This window comes from Anabaena catenula FACHB-362, assembly GCF_014698735.1.
GTDB lineage: Bacteria > Cyanobacteriota > Cyanobacteriia > Cyanobacteriales > Nostocaceae > Anabaena > Anabaena variabilis_A.
Window position 1 is genome coordinate 1 of the sequence record NZ_JACJTQ010000021.1, and the last position, 18,685, is coordinate 18,685.

Consider the following 18,685-nt stretch of genomic DNA (forward strand, 5'->3'; position numbering starts at 1 on the left):
TACAACATCGTTGCAGCACACGGTTACTTCGGACGCTTGATTTTCCAATACGCTTCTTTCAACAACAGCCGTTCACTTCACTTCTTCTTGGCTGCATGGCCAGTAGTTGGAATCTGGTTCACCGCTTTGGGTGTCAGCACAATGGCTTTCAACTTAAACGGTTTCAACTTCAACCAATCAATCATTGATTCTCAAGGTCGTGTCATCGGTACATGGGCTGACGTAATCAACCGCGCTAACCTGGGTATGGAAGTAATGCACGAGCGTAACGCTCACAACTTCCCCTTAGACTTGGCTGCTGGTGATGTTGCTCCTGTTGCAATGAGCGCTCCTGCAATCAACGGTTAATATTTCGAGCTTAGTTAAATAAGAATAAGAAACGCTCTCCTTGATGGGGGGCGTTTTTTTTGTTTATTCACGCAGAGACGCAGAGGCGCAGAGAGAAAGTTTGAGTTTTTCTACTCTCTTTTTTTACACAGGTAAGCGTCCAGTGATGAACATTTTATAGCCTCCTGACATGAGAATTAATGATAGAAAAAATTGCCATAGGCTCGTGGGATTGAGAATGGCTCGACTACTCATAAATACAAGGATAATTCCAGTAACTACGGGTATCCAGCCTAGCTCTTTCATACCTCTGGGGAAGAATATTAATATCATTACTCCTATTGTTAGTGCAAGTACAGATGTGTCCGCAGCTATTCCTCTCCACCAGTAAGGATAAACGTTGGTTGTGAAAATGATGTTTTGTCCAACCAAGTAGATGCCCAATATCAGCAAACCGAAGCCGAATATTCTTAGTAAGAAGCCCATGATTACTGTAATTTACAAGTTTGGCTATAATTTAGCACATACTATATAGGTAGAATAAATATTGTTACATCAGTACAAAATACTTAATTTTTTTGTCAGAATCAGGATGTCCAGGATTTAAGGATTTACAGGATGGTAATTTTATGATTCAAGATGTAAATATTGATAATCTGTGCAGTTCCGAGGTAGATGAAAAGTATCTAGAAGCATCCCAACAGTTGCAGCTAGATAAACAAAATTATGGTTCAGATTATATTCATCTTTATGTTGATGATTTAGAAGGTGATTGGCTGGAAAATTGGGATTGGGAAGATGATTTAAATGATTATATTGATGCTTTTTATCATCATTGTGAACAGGGAAATTATCAATTTGCTTTTGATACTTTAAAGGCTGGTGATGATTTATTGAATCAGCCAGAAAATCATGAAAAATGTTTAGAACTTTATAGTTATTTAGTTGAAAGTTTAGAATTACAAGATCCAAAACAATCAGAAATAAATCATCAAGAGATTTTGAACTTAGCTAAATATCGTCTTCATTTGTGATAAACCGTAATGTGGTGTCGGGTTTCCTTGCGTCAACCCAACCTACTACTACAGGCTTATAGACCCCTCATCTGTAGCTCTTTCGCATTTGTTCAATCAATTTTTCCATATCTGAATTAGTAAATGCTGGTCTCATTTGTTCAATCAATTTTTCCATATCTGAATTAGTAAATGCTGGTCTCATTTGTTCAATTAATTTTTCCATATCTGAAGTAGGAAATTGTGGTTTCGTTTGCTCAATTAATTTTGCTATATCCGAAGTAGAATATTGTGGTTTTGTTTGTTCCACTAATTTTTTTGCCATTTCCAAAGTAGAATATTCTGGTTTTGTTTGTTCCACTAATTTTTTTGCCATTTCCAAAGTAGAATATTCTGGTTTCGCTTGTTCTACTAATTTTTTTGCCATTTCCAAAGTAGAATATTGTGGTTTCATTTGTTCTACTAATTTTTTTGCCATTGCCGAAGTAGACAATTGTGGTTTCGTTTGTTCAATTAATTGTTCAATTGCTTCCTTAATAGCTTCATTCTCTTCTTCATCACTTAAGTCAGCATCGGCAATTGCATTTGTCTCTTCGATTGATCTTACATCAATATCAACTATCAATTTATTCTTAGCCATTTTAATAAAACGTTGAGTTCGATACATCCAAAATGGCTGTTTGACATATTCCTGAAATTCGCGTCTTAGTTCTATACGTGGAGCAACTATTTGTCCATTTTTTTTGATCCACCAGTCTTCTTTTGTCTCTCCTGTCACAAAAACAATTGGTAGAGATTCTGTTTTCGCAAAATCTAATATTTGTTTCCAAAGAATAAAGTCTCCATACTTCCGTTCATCCTCCTTTTCTCTAGCATCCATAAAGCCAGGAGGTTGTGATTTTTCGTATCTATCTTTAGCTTCTCTATATAGGCTCTGCAAACTTTGCTTATCATAGGGATCTCCCACTTTTGAATCAAATATTAAGAGAAGACGTTCCAAAATTATGTCATTGTCTGGATTAAATGGGAAATGAGAATCGGCAAGCTCTTTTATCTTTTCTTGAAAAACCTTCTTTACCTCATCGACTGCATCAAAATAGTTTTTCTGGTTATCAAACAAATCCTCCACTTCAGCAGCTACAATCCTTCCTGCTGACTTAAGTTTACCTCGGAGACTGTTAAATTTCTGTTGTTCAGATTTCCATTGTTCCAGTTCTGATAGAGCTTTCTTAAAAGATGCTGCCTCAGAGTCAATGATTTCTTCTCGGCGGCTCAAAAATTCATCGGCTACTTGATAAGGCAGCCAAATTCTGTCTTGGAGATGGAGATGTTCCAATATTTTGAGAAAATCCTCTACGGTAGGGCGCGATACGCGATATAAATCTAAAAGAAAATTGGTATCAAAGACAAAAGTTGCATTTTCCCACAAATTTGAAAAATCAGCCTCAGATGGGAGAAGTCTCCAGGAAAATAAGTTTTTCATGTAGAGGGGATTAGATTAAGAATATTAGTATAATTATAATGCTAAGTATCGGCAGTTTTGTAAAAAGTATAAACTGCTAATTTGTGTTTTTGCCATATTTCTCACAAAGGCCTTCAAAGCTATCACCTCCTATATGCAAATCAATTTTCAAACCTTTACTGTCAACCAAGGATTTCGGTATTGCATAGTGTTTTAAATGCTCAACTCCATGTAAAATACAGATTCCGGTCTGTATTTCCTCAACATCATGGGCAGCACTTTTGGTCATCTTTTCCGAATTACGACATTTGGCGAATCTCACGGAGGCGGTGTGGGCGTTATTATTGATGGTTGTCCCCCACTATTGGAAATTTCCGCTGAGGAAATTCAATTTGAACTAGACAGAAGACGGCCAGGACAAAGTAAAATCACGACTCCTCGCAAAGAAGCGGACACCTGTGAGATATTATCAGGAGTCTTTGAAGGTAAAACCCTGGGAACACCCATTGCAATTTTGGTCAGAAATAAAAATACTCGTCCTGAAGATTATGATGAGATGGCGCAGAAGTATCGTCCTTCTCACGCAGATGCTACCTATGATGCAAAATATGGATTTAGAAATTGGCAAGGTGGTGGTAGGTCGTCAGCCCGTGAGACAATAGGAAGAGTAGCAGCTGGTGCGATCGCTAAAAAGATTCTTCGTCAAGTTGCAAATGTGGAAGTTATCGCCTACGTTAAGCGCATTAAAGATTTAGAAGGCGTTGTTGATACGAATACTGTCACTTTAGAAGATGTAGAAAGCAATATCGTCCGCTGTCCAGATGGCGAAATTGCTAACACCATGATTTCATTAATTGAACAAACTGGTAGAGATGGTAATTCTATCGGTGGTGTGGTTGAGTGTGTGGTGCGGAATGTTCCCAAGGGTTTAGGTGAGCCGATATTTGATAAATTAGAAGCAGATTTAGCAAAAGCAGTGATGTCACTACCCGCAAGTAAGGGTTTTGAAATCGGTTCAGGTTTTGAGGGAACTTTATTAACAGGTTTTGAACATAACGACGAATTTTATATTGATGAAAATGGCGAAATTCGTACTGTAACTAATCGTTCTGGAGGGATTCAAGGGGGAATTTCTAACGGCGAAAATATCATTATCCGAGTTGCCTTTAAACCAACTGCAACCATTAGAAAAGAACAAAAAACCGTAACTCGTGAAGGTGAAGAAACCCTTTTAGCAGGAAAAGGAAGACATGATCCTTGTGTTTTACCTCGTGCTGTGCCGATGGTTGATGCGATGGTGGCTTTGGTTTTATGTGACCATCTTTTAAGGCATTATGGGCAGTGTAAGGTGTTGTAGAGATTTCCTCATTGTGTAGTTTTTATGGTTATCAGCAGCGATTGCACTGAACTTCTGCTCCCGTTCTACCGTACTGTTAAAACTCATTTTAGATAAATTTACCGATACTGGGAACTCTTTCTTTTAAGCCACTGTCGGTAGGTTTGTTATCAGAGGTTTTAGCATGAAAACAAAATATTTTTTAGCAATAACTCTTTTGAGTGCAGTAGGAATTATCCCTTACTCCTCTGCTGTTTTGGCTGAAGAAATTACCTGCCGCAGTACATTAAGGGCTATTACAGTTGATAATGTTCGAGTACCTAGCGGTGCTACTTGTATTTTGTCGGGAACAAAAGTCAAGGGGAATGTGAAAGTAGAGTCCAATGCAACACTCAAAGCCAGTAAAGTAAATGTAAATGGAAATATTCAAGCTGAGAATGCAAAAAATGTAGTTGTTGACTCTAGATCAGTGATTGGTGGTAATATCCAAATCAAGAAATCGAGAGCAGCAAATATTATCAATTCACGCATCAATCAAGACTTACAATTTGAAGAGAATGCTGCTAAGTTAGCTGCAAGCGGTAACACAATAGGTGGTAATTTACAGGCGTTTAAAAACAAAGGAGGAATTACCATCAGAAATAACAAAATTGATGGTAATCTGCAATGTAAAGAAAATCGTCCTGCACCAACGGGAGGAAGCAACATTGTCAAAGGTAATAAAGAGGATCAGTGTTCACGGTTGTAGATTTCACTTGATTTTCTAAAGTTAATTTTCATGGGGTGTTTATTTGGAATGCCCCTTTTGATTGATGTAGTCATACTTAATCAAGTCTAACTGCATCAATATTTCCTATGACTACCATCAATACAGATCAAGACTACCAAAATCGCGTTAAACACTTTACTGCTTTAAAATCTAAATACCAAGCTACTCAATATCAAGATTCATCACCTTCTAGTCCGCTGTATTTTATTCTCAGAAAAGCTGATTTAGGAATTGAACTTACTGATTTAGAATCTATTTACTTGCAAAAAGAACAACTTTCAACAACGTTTAAATTTATTCAACAAGAACAGCAACATAGAAGTAAAGAAAGGATAAGTTTAGGTGTTGAATTTACCAAATTAAAATCAAAATATAAAACTGAGAGCTATAATACTTCTTGGACAAACAGCGATTTATATTTTATCCTGTGTAAAATTGAATCAGGTGATTTTCTTACTGAAAAAGAATTTAATTGGCTAGTATTGCATGGTTTTAAAGCAACAACATCAATTGCTATTAAACGTCAAAATTTTACTGCTTTAAAATCTAAATACCAAGCTACTCAATATCAAGATTCATCACCTTCTAGTCCTCTTTACCCTATTCTCAAAAAAATAGATAGCTCAGAACGTTTAAATGAGACAGAATATAAATGGTTGCTAGATAAACAACTATCAGAAACTTTGGGGTTTGTTAAACAACAAGAAGCAACAAGAAGAGAATATTTTTCACAGTTAAAGGAAAAGTATCAAGCGACTAAATATCAAAGTAAATCTTTATCAAGTCCATTATATACAATTCTGAAAAAATTAGAAGCAGAAGAAAATTTAATTGACCCGGAAATTAATTGGTTAAAAGAACAAGAACTTATTGAAACCATTTCTATTGCTGATGAAAAGGAAAAAACACGAGAATTTGTAGCTTTGAAGATTAAGTATCAAGCCACAGAATATGAGGATTTATCTCCAAAATCTCATCTTTATAAAGTTCTAAAAAATATTGATTTAGGTAATGTTTTAGCTGAACAAGATGTTAATTTTCTGAAAAAGCGTAAATTAGTAGAAACAATCAAATTAGCTAATGATAAATACCTTAATCATTTAAAATATAAAAATGAATCATTAACTGATTTAGAAATTGAATGGTTAAAAAATAATGAACGTGAAGATATTATCATTTTGGTTCAAGAACGGCTATTTTCTGGCTTAAAGTTAAAATATGCTGTTTTCGATGATGAATATAAATCACCAAGTAGTCCTTTATATTCTATCTTGCAAAAATTAGAACAAGGTGAAAAAATAGAACCGAAAGATGTTGGTTGGTTGCAAGAAAACCACCTTTTTTATAATAGGATTTGGACTAAATACCACTGTATCGAAGCTGATTTTTATCAGCAGGAATTTAAACGCACTGGTGATAGATGGAATTTAGCAAACGCTAGTAGTCATTTACGCAAAGCAGATCAATCAGAATTAGCATTACAGTTAACAAATAACTTACCACTAGACACGATTTCAGATAATAAACTCAAGTCAGCTTTATTCACTACTAGAGGTGGAGCATTTCGAGATATTGATAAATTAGGTGATGCAGAGATTTGCGCTCGTCAAGCAATGAAGTTTCAACCAGATAGTCATCATCCTTATACATTAATGGGAGCTATTTGTTATCAACAAGGTAAATATCTTGAAGGTGATAACTGGTTTAGAGAAGCAATCAAACGTGGCGCTAATCCCAGAGATACAGATTCAGAAATTAAGTCAGTTTTGAAAAAGACAAAAGATGAAAAACAGTGTCAAGAGTTAGTTAATTATCTCTTGAAAAAAGATTTATACCGTTATGCTTGGGCTAAAGCTTATCTGAAAAAGCAGTAGGATAAAAAATAAAATCTGCGTATGATATATTCCCGAATTGTTTAATAAGGGAATACCAAAAAATCAATTATCTTATCTTGTGGGGCGGGCATATTACCTGCCCTTATTTTGAAAATAAACTATATTATATTAATATGTAAAATTATACTCTCTCAGAAAAATATCAAACATGGATTTCATCACGCTTTTAGGGTTCGCAGCCGGTTTATTAACAACTATCGCTTTCTTACCCCAGATGTTTAAAACATGGAAGACAAAATCAGCAAAAGATGTTTCATTCGTCATGCTGATTACTTTTATGTCGGGTTTATTTCTATGGTTAATATATGGAATCATTCTCGGTGCATTACCGATTATTTTAGCTAATGGTATAACTTTATTTTTTAATTTTATTATTCTTTGGCTGAAAATTAAATATAAGTAAAATTATATTGGTAGGGATTTTGGGTTTCCTTCCTCAACCCAACCTGCAAATTTATTATTACAGCAGATTGCACATCAATGAGGTACAGAATCAAAATTGAAACCTAGACACTAAGCCAGTTTTACTCCTGACTCCTGACTCCTGACTCCTGAATTCTGCTGTATCTGGTTTACAATTAGATATAGATAACTCATTAAAAAACCACTGTGACATCATCTGTATTTGACTCTGAACGCCTTCTATTCACCCCTGCAAACCCCCATAATGATGCTATCCCGCTGATTTTCGCTTTTCCCAATGAGTACACTGTGGGGATAACTAGCCTTGGCTATCAAGTGGTTTGGGCGACTTTGGCTATGCGTGATGATTTGCAGGTAAGTCGCTTATTTACTGATACTCAAGAACAACTTCCTAGACAGCCAGAAATCTTAGGTTTTTCTATGTCTTGGGAATTAGATTATGTGAATATTTTCAATCTTTTGGAATCTTTAGGAATTCCCCTTCGGACTAGTTTTCGTAATAAACAACATCCTTTAGTTTTTGGTGGTGGGCCAGTTCTCACAGCCAACCCAGAACCTTTTGCTGAGTTTTTTGATGTAATTTTATTGGGAGACGGAGAAAATCTGCTGGGTAATTTTATTGATGCTTATAAAGAAGTTAGAAATGCTGATAGAGATACTCAATTAAAAAGATTAGCACAAGTTCCCGGAATTTATATTCCTAGTTTATATTATGTTGAATATAAAACAAAAGATGGAGAAATAAAATCTATTAATCCCATTGCGGCTGAAATTCCCGAAGTTATCCAAAAGCAAACTTACCGAGGAAATACTCTCTCTGCTTCTACTGTGGTGACAGAAAAAGCAGCATGGGAAAATATTTTTATGGTGGAAGTGGTGCGGAGTTGTCCAGAAATGTGCCGCTTTTGTTTAGCGAGTTATTTAACTTTACCTTTTAGAACTGCGAGTTTAGAAGCTTCTTTGATTCCTGCTATTGAACGGGGTTTAAAAGTTACAAATCGCTTGGGTTTATTAGGTGCTTCAGTTACTCAACATCCTGAATTTACAGAGTTATTAGATTATATTAGTCAGCCCAAATATGATGATGTTCGATTGAGTGTTGCCTCAGTCAGAACGAATACGGTAACGGTTAAATTAGCTCAAACTTTGGCGAAACGAGACACGCGATCGCTTACCATTGCCATAGAAAGTGGTTCGGACAAATTACGCCAAATCATCAATAAAAAGTTATATAATGATGAAATTATCCAAGCAGCCATAAATGCAAAAGCTGGTGGTTTATCAAGTTTGAAGTTATACGGAATGGCGGGAATTCCAGGAGAAGAAGCGGAAGATTTAGAAGAAACTGTAGCCATGATGCAAACCGTTAAAAAAGCTGCTCCTGGTTTGCGGTTAACACTGGGATGCAGTACCTTTGTTCCTAAGTCACATACGCCTTTTCAATGGTTTGGGGTGAATAAACAAGCCGAGAAGCGGTTACAGTTTTTACAAAAAAACCTAAAACCCCAAGGGATAGATTTTCGTCCAGAAAGCTATAATTGGTCAATTATACAGGCTTTGTTATCGAGGGGCGATCGCAGACTCTCTCATCTGCTAGAGTTAACTCGTGACTTTGGTGATTCTTTGGGAAGCTACAAACGCGCTTTTAAGCAACTTAAAGGACAAATTCCCGATTTAGATTTCTATGTTTACGCTAATTGGTCAACTGAGCAAGTTTTACCTTGGAATCACTTGCAAGGTCCGTTACCTCAGTCTACACTAATAAAGCATTTGAGTGAAGCTACCAGTCATTTTCGTTCATCCTCTCAGCAATTAGAAATTGTAAATTTATAAACGCAGAGGGAAAAAGAGGAAAACGCAGAGGTACGCAGAGTTATGAAATTAAGGATAATCTCTAGAGATGCAAAATACATCGGAATTTTATTGTGCTTATTGTGGGGAACCAAATTTAACTTTTATTGATTTTAGTGCTGGAATGCAGCAAAGTTATATAGAAGATTGTCAAGTTTGCTGTCGTCCTAATATCTTGTATGTCAGGATTGATGAAGATACCCTAGATATTGAAATTGATAGTGAATACGAAGGCTAAGTTTTAGGTTTTTATTTCTATGCTGCAATTTAAACATTCCTCCATTATTAACGCACCAGTAGAAGTAGTTTGGAAATTTCATGAAAGACCAGACATTTTACAACTACTTACCCCACCTTGGCAACCAATCCAAGTAATTCGTCGTGAGGGGGGACTAAATGAAGGTGCAATTACAGAATTTCGGTTGTTTCTTGGCCTGTTACCTTTGACTTGGTTAGCGCGTCATACTGGATATGAACAACATAAACTGTTTACTGATGAACAGATATCCGGTCCTTTTGAGTCTTGGGTACATCGCCATGAATTTGAGCTAGAAAATGGCAAAACTAGATTAACTGATAATATCGCTTTTTCTATGCCTGGTGGCGATAGTGTGGAATTTGTCAGTGGTTGGTTAGTACAAGTTCAATTAGAAGCGATGTTCCGTTATCGTCATTATGTGACTAAGCGGGAATGCGAATCACAATAATTTAAGTAAAAATATATACTAGCTATTATAAGTGTTTGATTCAGTAAAGCCTTTTAAAACACTTATATTACCAATCATATCACTCTATTCATCCAGCATAGAGCCTTAATATTATTGGCTTTAATATTACTAAAAATAAGTAATATCACGTATATAATCCAACTTCCAAACTGAAAACAATTTTTGGTCTGGCGGTATTGTGCAATAATACTTAAAGTGTCTTAATATTTCTACATATTTTAGATTATTAACACCAGCCACTAAGAAAACACCAACCATTTGTAAGCTTTTATGGCTAATGGTTGGACTATTCTGCTGTGACTATATTTTAGGAATTTTTACTGAAATTATACTAGGTGTAAAAGCATGATTAACTTCAAACCACTACTTAGGTTTCGACCAAAATTAAACCCAGCCCAAGGGATGTTTATTGCTATTGTGATTATTAGCGTTTGGGCTATTAGTCTGACCTTTTTAATGTCTATTGATATCTCCAATATCAAATTTTTAATGTTATCTCCTATCATCCTTTGGCAAACATTTTTATACACAGGATTATTTATTACAGCCCATGATGCTATGCATGGAATAGTGTTTCCGCAAAATCCTAAAATTAATCATTTTATGGGTTCTTTGTGCCTCTTTCTTTATGGTCTTTTACCATATCACAAACTTTTAAAAAAGCATTGGTTACACCACCATAACCCAGCTAGTGAAATAGATCCCGATTTTCATGATGGTAAACACAAAAGTTTCTTGGCTTGGTATTTTTATTTCATGATGCGTTACTGGAATTGGTTTCAAATTATCACTTTAATGATTATCTATAATATTATAGTTTACACTCTTCATATACCTCGTAATAATCTCACTTATTTTTGGGTAATTCCTTCCCTGTTAAGTTCATTACAATTATTTTATTTTGGTACTTTCTTACCTCATACAGAACCAATTGATGGTTATAATGAACCTCATCGCGCCCAAACTATTAACCGTCCTATTTGGTGGTCTTTTATAACTTGCTATCACTTTGGTTATCACGAAGAACATCATCAATATCCCCATGCAGCTTGGTGGCAGCTACCTGACATTTATAAGCAATACAAATAATTTACTCTTTTTATAAAAATAGTATTGTAGGGTGGGCATTGCCCACCAAAACCCGCATATTGTGGGCATTGCCCACCCTACGTATATGTTCAAAAATCAAATATTAACCCTATACAAATAATGTCTTTATGTATTAATTTTGTGCCGACAATCTCTGGGGTGCGGCACAACAATAAAGTCTACAAAAGCTGGCTTTTCTTGTGTATTGCTAAACTTTAGTTTGTGGGTGAACTTTCTAGTAAAGGTGGACGCACACACAAATATATTAAAGCCCCAAATAAGGGAATTACAGCAAATAACCAAAATAATTGATTGTGCTTCCAACCTCGTCGCGTCATATCATCTCCTAATAAAGCGGGAAATAATAGACTTAACATACAAAAATCTAAACTCATAACATGAATAAAACGGCTAGTTTGCCATTGCTGAACAAAGTTACTCCAGTCTCCTTGTAAAGCATAGACAAATAAAATTCCTGCACCTAAAGTTAATAAAATCCCATTTATCCGTGAATCTAAAACTTTGATAAATAGATTTTTTCTACCTACAAACTCTTGATTGGATGTTCTTAAAGCTAAATACGGTAAAAGAGCAAATGCACCAACAGCAAAAGAAGCAGTAGCAAATGGCCAAGCGCGGATTTTTTGCCCTCTACCATCAATAAATAAAACGGCGCTGTAGATTAAAGGCCATACACCCATGATATTAAATAAGGCGATAACTAAAGGGTTAATGCCTTGCCATTGACCAGTAGAAAGATTTTTAATTAACTCTAAACTCTCTGGGAAATTGTCAGGAGGAGCAAATAAAAAGGCGTAGGAAATAAATCCTAGCCATAACAAACCAAAAGAAATTTTTCTGAACATGATTTAAGCAGTTTAACTAAAAGCTTCTGAGAGGTAATCTGCGGCTGCGGCTACAACAGCGATCGCACTTTCATAGTCTAACCGAGTCGGACCCAAAACTCCCACACTTCCCACTGGGACAGAACCCCGACGATAGGTAGAAGAAATCAAAGTACAAGTGCGAATCGGTTCTAATGGATTTTCTGCACCAATACGAACTGTCACCCTTGACTTACCCAAATCCTCTGTTTCTGGCTCCTCACAAATTAACCGCCATAGCTGTTCTTGTTCTTCTTCCAGGAGATGGATAATCGTTTGTACTTGCTGTACTTGGGAAAATTCTGGTTGACGCAAAACCTCTCCTACACCCCGCACCATAATTTGTGTAGCAGCTGGTGCAAAAGTCCGACGAGTCAATTCTACCAATGAATTTTTCAAGAATTCGCCATAGCGTTGAAATTCTTGATCTAATTCACTCCAGTCCAGATTAGCTAATTCCAACAGACTGCGGCCTCTTAAGTGGCTATTCAGAAAATTAGATACAATTTGCAACTCGTGATCAATTACCTCTGGCTCTGGTTTGGTTTCTGATGAAGCTGTGAATAAATCCATCACCTTGGAATGTGTTTCATAACCATCAGTCACCACAATCAGCATAATCTTACTCGATTCAATTTGCACCAATTGCAAATGTCTTAATTGTGCTGTGTTGGTTTGCGGCATAGTAATCAAGGTAATACAGCCACTCAAAGTTGCCAAAATTTGGGCTGCTCCTTGTAATAGCGCTTCCAAACCCCAATCTTCCCAAGGCCGAAGTTGTTGTAATGCGGCTTCCACCTCTTTACCTACAGCGTCCGTACTCCTTTCTTGGGGAAGGCTACGCGCACGGAGAAGCAAATTACGCGTAGCATCTTGCAGAGAAGGTGTAATCAGATGGTCAACATAAATACGATAACCAGAATCAGAAGGTATTCTCCCAGCAGAAGTGTGCGGTTGATAAACTAACCCAGATTTTTCTAAAACTCCCATGACATTGCGAATGGTAGCGGAGCTAACACCCAGGTCAAACTCCTCAATTAGAGCTTTTGAACCAACAGGTTCTGCGGTAGCGATATAGTGGCGTATAATTGCCCAAAGTATATGCTGTTGTCGATTGGTTAGCTGAACTTGCATAGGAGATGTTTTACTGAAGGCAAATTTTATTCAAAGGTTGAAAAAACTTGTGGCTTTTACCACCAAAAAATTTTAAGTATTAATTAATTTAAGATAGCAAATTATATGGTTATGTAATGATAATTTAAAGCAAAACTCTACTTAAGCGTATTTACTAAACTAGTTTGCTGATTGCTACAATCTCTATCTTGAAAGTATCATCTCATCTTTTCCCGTATACTCTCACAGTACATTAAAAAAAGCAGTATTTTAAGTTACAAATATAATCTTTGCCTTTTGTCGCTTTCATAGCTGTAGGAATCCTGAGAGGATGTTTTAAAAGTATTTTATGAAACCAATAAAACCTAGATACTTAACTCCCTTCCCTAAAAGGGTATGGGCATTTTCAAGCCTTTATCCTACAAGGAGAGAGGTTCTTTGGTAAAGTTTATAACTTTCCAAACATCCTCTCAGGAACTTGCAAATAAAAATCTCCCATTTGTAGGCTGTGTTAGGACGGTAGTCTTTAACACACTATGGATTTAAGGAATAATGATGGGTGACGCTGTCGCTACAATTTTGGGGTAATTTATTCTTTGGAAATACCTAAAACCATAAATCATCTTCTGTCGCTTACCAATCAGGTTTCCCCCATCTCTTCCCTAATATTGGGGAATCGAAGGATCAACTAATATAGAGTAGGCAGCAATACCACCACCAATATTTTTAACATTTGTGAATCCTTGTGCAACTAACCATTGGCACATTTGAGCAGAACGAATACCGTGATGACACAGCACAAGGGTTTCCGCTTCCGAATCAAAGCGAGTAGAAATCTCTTCGTTCCATTCAGCAAATTCGCTCAGAGGAAGGTTAACGAAACCCTCAATGCTGGCTATTTCCACTTCTTGGGGTTCTCGGACATCCACCAACTGTAGTCCAGAATCACCAGCAGCCAGACGTTGTGCTAGTTCCTCTACGCTAATTTGGATAAAAGATTGACCTGTCATGTAGTTTTTCTAAACAATCCTAATATTATTTATGTTGGCAGAAAAAATCAGAAAAATCCTCTTTTTCAATGCATAGAAGTTGCGCTTCTAGCCTAAAATCAAAAACGGAGCATTTACTAGGTCTAATGTGAACAGTCAAAGCTCATTTTTCAGGTTCCTAGTGGCTGGTGCGATCGCCCTGCTACTGTTTAGTATTGCTGGTTTTTACTGGTTTTTTGCCAAAAGTCCGATTGGCCTAGTGACTTATGGCTCTCAACCTGGTGCTGCTATATTTGTATCAAAGCTGTCACCTGTGATCGTATCATTGCTGGTAAATCCTGATGGATTACAGGGATTGGAGCAAAAAGGGGAAATTTCCCAGATTAAAACCAATTTATTGGCTAAAACTAGCATAAATTATCAAGAAGATATTAAACCCTGGCTGGGAAATGAAATTACATTGGCTGTAACTAGCCAAGATATAGACCGCGATCCAGAAAACGGACTACAATCAGGGTATCTGATGGCGTTAGCAACAGAGAACCCAGCCCAAAGCCGTGAGTTTATCGAGTTGTTGTTTTCCAAACGGTCTTTAGCTGGGGCTAATTTAGCTGTTGAACAATACAAAGGTGTGAAGTTACTTTATGAGACCCAAGAAACATTAGCATCCGCAAAAAGCCAAACTGCTTTAGCTGGTGCGGTTGTTGATAATTTTGTTTTGTTTGCTAATGATGCCAAAGTGCTACGAGAAGCTATTAATAATGTCCAAGCACCGGATTTGAATTTAACCAGTTCTCCGGAATATCAAAAAGCTACTCAACAAATACCTAAAAATGCTGTAGCTGTAGCTTTCCTAAATCTGCCCGAAGTTGCTAATTGGCAAGGGTTTGAACTGGCAGAATCTACTTATAATAGCCAAATTCTGTCTTTGGTATTAAATCCTCAAGGATTGCTGGCGGAAAGCACGTTTTTAACATCTACTTTAACATCCACAGACGTTACGCCTCCGTCTGCTTCACTATCTCAACCTGTGGGAGCATTGAAGTATATTCCCGCATCAGCAGGTTTGGCAATTTCTGGGGCGAATTTAAGTAATTTAGCTGACAGTGATTTAGCAAAACTCTGGAGACAAGGAACAGCGACAATATACGGTTCATCAGCAGAGGCTATTTCTCGCTGGGTAAAACCTTTGGTAGATGTGCAGAAAGATTGGGGTTTAAATTTTAGAGAGGATATTTTTAGTTGGGTAGTGGGAGAATATGCGATCGCTACGCTCACTGAAAATAACGCACTTTTACCCAATCAAGGAAATACAACCCCCAATTGGGTGTTTGTGGTGGAAAAAACACCGCAGTTAGTAGAAGGTATAGCCCGTTTAGATAAAATTGCCAGTAGCAAAGGCTTAAATGTCAGTTCCCTTACTCTCAATCAGCAAAGAGTCTCCGCTTGGACAGAGTTAACAGCTATTACTGAAGATAAATCAGCCCTCAGCGTCGCAGCCAAAATTCAGGGGGTGCATACAAGCCAGGGTAATTATGAGATTTTTACCTCAGACTTAAAGACAATGGACAAAGTCTTGAGTAGCAAGGAAAAATCCTTAATTGACAACCCCAATTTTCAAGATGTGATCGCCCCTATTCCCCAACTTAACCAAGGCTACATCTATGTAGACTGGGAAAAGAGCCAAAAACTTCTCGAACGTCAACTACCCTTGCTCAAATTTGTGGAAGTTTTAGGCAAACCACTGTTTAACAATCTGCGATCGCTTACAGTTAGTAGTTATAGCCGTGAGCCAGGAACTCTAAAAGGCGGTGTATTCTTCCAGCTTCATCGCTCTTAAATTTTCTATGTTTTCTCTTCAAATCAAATTTGATTGAGAAGCACAGTTTGTGAAATTCACCAAATCAAGGAAACAGTACTATTTGTGTCACATTTCCAGATCATGTAATTAGTACTAAATAGCGCTGTTTACAAATAAAATTAGTATATATAGCAGAGAACAGGAAATAGGGAACTTTTAACAGGGTGGAAAGTCCCTTGGTGTCTGACTTATATTTACTGCCTGTCCTCACCGATCTGGCAACTGCTATACAGTCCTGCTACGCTAAGGATGGGGTATTCCCCCAAAAAAAGATGAAAGATTTTCGTTTCTGGCTTCAATTTCGAGGTGGCTGGTTGTTGGCTACGATTACCGCTATGATAGCGATACCGGCAGCAGCCCAGACAGCAAATTTTGGAACTCTCAAGCTATCACCAGGTTTTGAACCTGCACAAGGAATGGGAACTGGCTATACAGGCGGTTCTTATTCCTTATCTGCAATGAGTAACCGCGATCGCGATAAAAAAGTTTGTATCGGTTTTGCAGATCCAAATCCTGACCACATCCTCGTTTTAGAAAAAGACTTTGACAGCCTGAAAATATTAGTCAACAGCGGTGGTGATACTACTCTGTTCATTAAAGGCCCAGACGATGGGACAATCCGTTGTGGAGATGACACAGGTAAAAGTAAAGATGCGAGTGTGAGCGATAGCCAATGGAAAAGAGGCACTTATCGCATTTGGGTAGGTATATTTAATCCTGGTGTCAAACGTAACTACACTTTGACAGTAGCGCAATAATAGGGAATAGGGAATAAATAGGGAGGGTGCAGGGTGCAGGGTGCAGGGTGCAGGGGGCAGGTAATTCTTAATTTTCTCCGCGTCCCCGCGTCCACCATCTCCGCGTCTTCCCCTCCCCGCGTCACCCCATCTCCCCATCTCCGCGTCCCCATCTCCCCATCTCCCTGTCTTCCTAGTTCCCAAGTAACGATAAAATGGGAAAGTAGCTCGCAATGCTGTCCAAGGGTACTACCTCGATGCTCTCTATACTACGTGCCGATTTTCGCATCATCTTTGAACGTGACCCAGCTGCCCGAAATTGGTTGGAGGTCTTGTTTTGCTATCCAGGTTTACAAGCTCTCATGTTCCATCGCTTTGCTCACTGGTTGCGTAGTATTGGTCTTCCCTTTTTCCCCCGGCTCATTTCTCACATAGCTCGGTTTTTAACCGGGATTGAAATTCACCCAGGGGCTGTAATTGGTCAAGGAGTATTTATTGACCACGGTATGGGAGTAGTAATTGGTGAAACAGCCATTATCGGCAACTATGCCCTGATTTATCAAGGTGTCACCCTGGGGGGAACAGGTAAAGAAAGCGGCAAACGTCACCCCACATTAGGCGAAAATGTCGTCGTTGGTGCGGGGGCAAAAGTTTTAGGAAATATCGCAATTGGTGATAACGTCCGCATTGGTGCTGGTTCAGTGGTGTTGAGGGATGTTCCTTCTAGTTGTACAGTTGTCGGCGTACCCGGACGGATTATCTACCGTGCTGGAGTTCGAGTTTCACCTCTAGAACACAGCAATTTACCAGACTCAGAAGCCCAAGTAATTCGCACCTTAGTTGACCGCATTGAAGCACTAGAAGAACAAATTCAATCTCTCCAAAATCCCGCAAAAACTCCAGTTTTGGTAGGTAACTTCATTCAAGAAAATGAATTACTAAAAGAACACAACTTCTGTAATATCAGAGATAAACAGATTCAGGAATTCTTTGATGGTGCGGGAATATAGGGAAGAGGCAAGGGGGCAAGGAGCAGAGGTGAATTTTAGCTACTTCCTGTTAAACACCAAAAATTAAAATTACGGGTTTATTGCTTCAGTAAACCATTCCTGGTTCTCATTGTGGTGATAAACTGATCTATTTTGTGGTTCACCCCGCAATTCTAAATGATCTACTTCTGTAGGTTCAAGCAATAATAAACAAAAATTTTCTACTGGTTGAATAGAGTCTGGTATAGGTGGTGTAAATGCTTCCGGTGTGGTTATTCTCTTTTTACCAGGATGAGGCCAAGCAAATTGTAATCTAGCTGCATCACTCAATTCTTGCCACATTTTTATTCTTGCCAGTTGTAAATGTGGGTGAGAATCAGCACTTACTAAAGTTAATTCTCCAGTAATACGAAATTGTTCTCTGGTTTTGGGGAAATACCAGCAAATTTCTGCTGCTGGTTGTTTGGATATTTGTTCAGCTTTTGCACTACGAATATCGGTGATGAATTTTAACTGGTTTGTATCTTCCAGAAAACCACGAAATACTACAGTGCGGTTTGTCGGTAAACCATTTTCTCGCACCGTTGCAAGTTGTAGATAACGGGCATAAACAAGACTGCGGTTGCGATGTAGTGCGCGAGTAATTAAACTTTTCCAAGGTACTAGGGACATTTTTAAATATGGTTGTAATTAATATTTTCAACGATGTACGGTAATCCGCACCTAAAAATTCTTGGTCTACTAAAATTACACTTCTACGTTGGGGTATGTCAACAACAAAACAGAACTTACCCCCAATTCAAGGAGAAAAAAATGAATAGTGCTGAAAAATCAGCCTTGATTTCCGAACTTGTCCAAAATCTGGTTAAACATACCCCTGAGAAAATAGTAAAGATTGCTAAACAAGCTGATGGCAAAATTGTATTTTTAGAAGAAGGAAAACCTGGTAAAAGAGGAAGTGGACTATTACACATTTTGGAGAAACATCAAGAAGACTTTGCCAAACGGGGAATTTCTGAAGATGAAATCGCCGATGTTGTTATGGCTGCTGTAACCAGTGGAATGTTTCTTGGTTATCAAGGAACAGTAGAACCTCGAAGAGAAATCTATGAAGTAAATTTTAATGGAAAAAAGCAGTATATAGCAGTGACGGTAGGCGATAATGGTTATATAGTTGGAGCTAATCCAGCCTCATCACCATAATTCCACCGTAGTAGCT

General features: G+C 37.7%; 19 protein-coding genes and 1 pseudogene. 14 read left to right on the top strand and 6 right to left on the bottom strand.

Translation table 11 applies throughout. The annotated features are described in order from the left end of the window. Positions 1 to 348: pseudogene (locus H6G68_RS14570) on the top strand (photosystem II q(b) protein); the annotation flags it as partial. Between the two features lie 123 nt (positions 349 to 471). Here H6G68_RS14570 and H6G68_RS14575 read toward each other — a convergent pair. Then, entirely contained in the window at positions 472 to 813 is a 342-nt protein-coding gene (locus tag H6G68_RS14575) for a hypothetical protein (RefSeq protein ID WP_190907291.1), read from the bottom strand. Positions 814 to 956: 143 nt separating this feature from the next. Between H6G68_RS14575 and H6G68_RS14580 the strand changes: the two genes are divergently transcribed. Continuing rightward, positions 957 to 1,361, top strand: a complete 405-nt coding sequence (locus H6G68_RS14580) for a hypothetical protein (RefSeq protein WP_242045272.1) — start codon at positions 957 to 959, stop codon at positions 1,359 to 1,361. A 67-nt stretch (positions 1,362 to 1,428) separates the two neighbouring features. Here H6G68_RS14580 and H6G68_RS14585 read toward each other — a convergent pair whose 3' ends face one another. Beyond that, positions 1,429 to 2,823, bottom strand: a complete 1,395-nt coding sequence (locus H6G68_RS14585) for a PIN-like domain-containing protein (protein ID WP_190907292.1) — start codon at positions 2,821 to 2,823, stop codon at positions 1,429 to 1,431. Positions 2,824 to 3,070: 247 nt separating this feature from the next. On the opposite strand from H6G68_RS14585, the gene aroC reads away from it, so the two are divergent. The 8 genes from aroC to crtW all read left to right on the top strand — a co-directional run bounded on the left by aroC (position 3,071) and on the right by crtW (position 10,893). After that, positions 3,071 to 4,159 carry a chorismate synthase gene (gene aroC / locus H6G68_RS14595; protein WP_190907294.1) on the top strand — a complete coding sequence of 363 codons (1,089 nt, stop codon included), beginning with the start codon at positions 3,071 to 3,073 and terminating at the stop codon, positions 4,157 to 4,159. 163 nt (positions 4,160 to 4,322) lie between these two features. After that, the gene (locus tag H6G68_RS14600) at positions 4,323 to 4,886 is read left to right on the top strand and encodes a hypothetical protein (protein ID WP_190907295.1); all 564 of its coding nucleotides are present in this window, start codon (positions 4,323 to 4,325) and stop codon (positions 4,884 to 4,886) included. 107 nt (positions 4,887 to 4,993) lie between these two features. Continuing rightward, positions 4,994 to 6,781, top strand: a complete 1,788-nt coding sequence (locus tag H6G68_RS14605; RefSeq protein WP_190907296.1) for a tetratricopeptide repeat protein — start codon at positions 4,994 to 4,996, stop codon at positions 6,779 to 6,781. Between the two features lie 169 nt (positions 6,782 to 6,950). Next, complete coding sequence (locus H6G68_RS14610) at positions 6,951 to 7,205, top strand: SemiSWEET transporter (RefSeq protein ID WP_190907297.1); 255 nt, start codon at positions 6,951 to 6,953, stop codon at positions 7,203 to 7,205. 206 nt (positions 7,206 to 7,411) lie between these two features. After that, positions 7,412 to 9,058: a radical SAM protein gene (locus tag H6G68_RS14615; protein WP_190907298.1), complete on the top strand. Its 1,647-nt coding sequence runs from the start codon at positions 7,412 to 7,414 to the stop codon at positions 9,056 to 9,058. Positions 9,059 to 9,125: 67 nt separating this feature from the next. Beyond that, a complete protein-coding gene (locus H6G68_RS14620) occupies positions 9,126 to 9,314 on the top strand; it encodes a CPXCG motif-containing cysteine-rich protein (protein WP_016948965.1) in 189 nt (62 codons plus the stop codon). 19 nt (positions 9,315 to 9,333) lie between these two features. Next, positions 9,334 to 9,783 carry an SRPBCC family protein gene (locus tag H6G68_RS14625; RefSeq protein WP_190907299.1) on the top strand — a complete coding sequence of 150 codons (450 nt, stop codon included), beginning with the start codon at positions 9,334 to 9,336 and terminating at the stop codon, positions 9,781 to 9,783. A gap of 366 nt (positions 9,784 to 10,149) precedes the next feature. Further along, complete coding sequence (gene crtW, locus H6G68_RS14630) at positions 10,150 to 10,893, top strand: beta-carotene ketolase CrtW (RefSeq protein ID WP_190907300.1); 744 nt, start codon at positions 10,150 to 10,152, stop codon at positions 10,891 to 10,893. 215 nt (positions 10,894 to 11,108) lie between these two features. On the opposite strand, the gene H6G68_RS14635 is transcribed toward crtW, so the two are convergent. The 3 genes from H6G68_RS14635 to H6G68_RS14645 all read right to left on the bottom strand — a co-directional run bounded on the left by H6G68_RS14635 (position 11,109) and on the right by H6G68_RS14645 (position 13,900). Continuing rightward, positions 11,109 to 11,759: a DUF2834 domain-containing protein gene (locus H6G68_RS14635; RefSeq protein ID WP_190907301.1), complete on the bottom strand. Its 651-nt coding sequence runs from the start codon at positions 11,757 to 11,759 to the stop codon at positions 11,109 to 11,111. A gap of 12 nt (positions 11,760 to 11,771) precedes the next feature. Next, complete coding sequence (gene hrcA, locus H6G68_RS14640; RefSeq protein WP_190907302.1) at positions 11,772 to 12,911, bottom strand: heat-inducible transcriptional repressor HrcA; 1,140 nt, start codon at positions 12,909 to 12,911, stop codon at positions 11,772 to 11,774. A 641-nt stretch (positions 12,912 to 13,552) separates the two neighbouring features. Continuing rightward, positions 13,553 to 13,900 (bottom strand): rhodanese-like domain-containing protein, encoded by a 348-nt coding sequence (locus H6G68_RS14645; protein ID WP_190712757.1) that lies wholly within the window; start codon positions 13,898 to 13,900, stop codon positions 13,553 to 13,555. A 127-nt stretch (positions 13,901 to 14,027) separates the two neighbouring features. Here H6G68_RS14645 and H6G68_RS14650 point away from each other — a divergent pair, with 127 nt between their 5' ends. The 3 genes from H6G68_RS14650 (at position 14,028) to cysE (ending at position 17,487) form a co-directional block, all read left to right on the top strand. Next, positions 14,028 to 15,719 carry a DUF3352 domain-containing protein gene (locus tag H6G68_RS14650; protein ID WP_190907303.1) on the top strand — a complete coding sequence of 564 codons (1,692 nt, stop codon included), beginning with the start codon at positions 14,028 to 14,030 and terminating at the stop codon, positions 15,717 to 15,719. Positions 15,720 to 16,012: 293 nt separating this feature from the next. Continuing rightward, positions 16,013 to 16,498 carry a hypothetical protein gene (locus tag H6G68_RS14655; RefSeq protein ID WP_190907304.1) on the top strand — a complete coding sequence of 162 codons (486 nt, stop codon included), beginning with the start codon at positions 16,013 to 16,015 and terminating at the stop codon, positions 16,496 to 16,498. A gap of 236 nt (positions 16,499 to 16,734) precedes the next feature. Beyond that, complete coding sequence (gene cysE, locus H6G68_RS14660; protein WP_190907305.1) at positions 16,735 to 17,487, top strand: serine O-acetyltransferase; 753 nt, start codon at positions 16,735 to 16,737, stop codon at positions 17,485 to 17,487. 69 nt (positions 17,488 to 17,556) lie between these two features. Here cysE and H6G68_RS14665 read toward each other — a convergent pair whose 3' ends face one another. After that, positions 17,557 to 18,138 carry an Npun_F5749 family FMN-dependent PPOX-type flavoprotein gene (locus tag H6G68_RS14665; protein WP_190907306.1) on the bottom strand — a complete coding sequence of 194 codons (582 nt, stop codon included), beginning with the start codon at positions 18,136 to 18,138 and terminating at the stop codon, positions 17,557 to 17,559. Between the two features lie 141 nt (positions 18,139 to 18,279). On the opposite strand from H6G68_RS14665, the gene H6G68_RS14670 reads away from it, so the two are divergent. Beyond that, entirely contained in the window at positions 18,280 to 18,669 is a 390-nt protein-coding gene (locus H6G68_RS14670) for a hypothetical protein (protein WP_190907307.1), read from the top strand. The last annotated feature ends 16 nt before the right edge of the window (positions 18,670 to 18,685 follow it).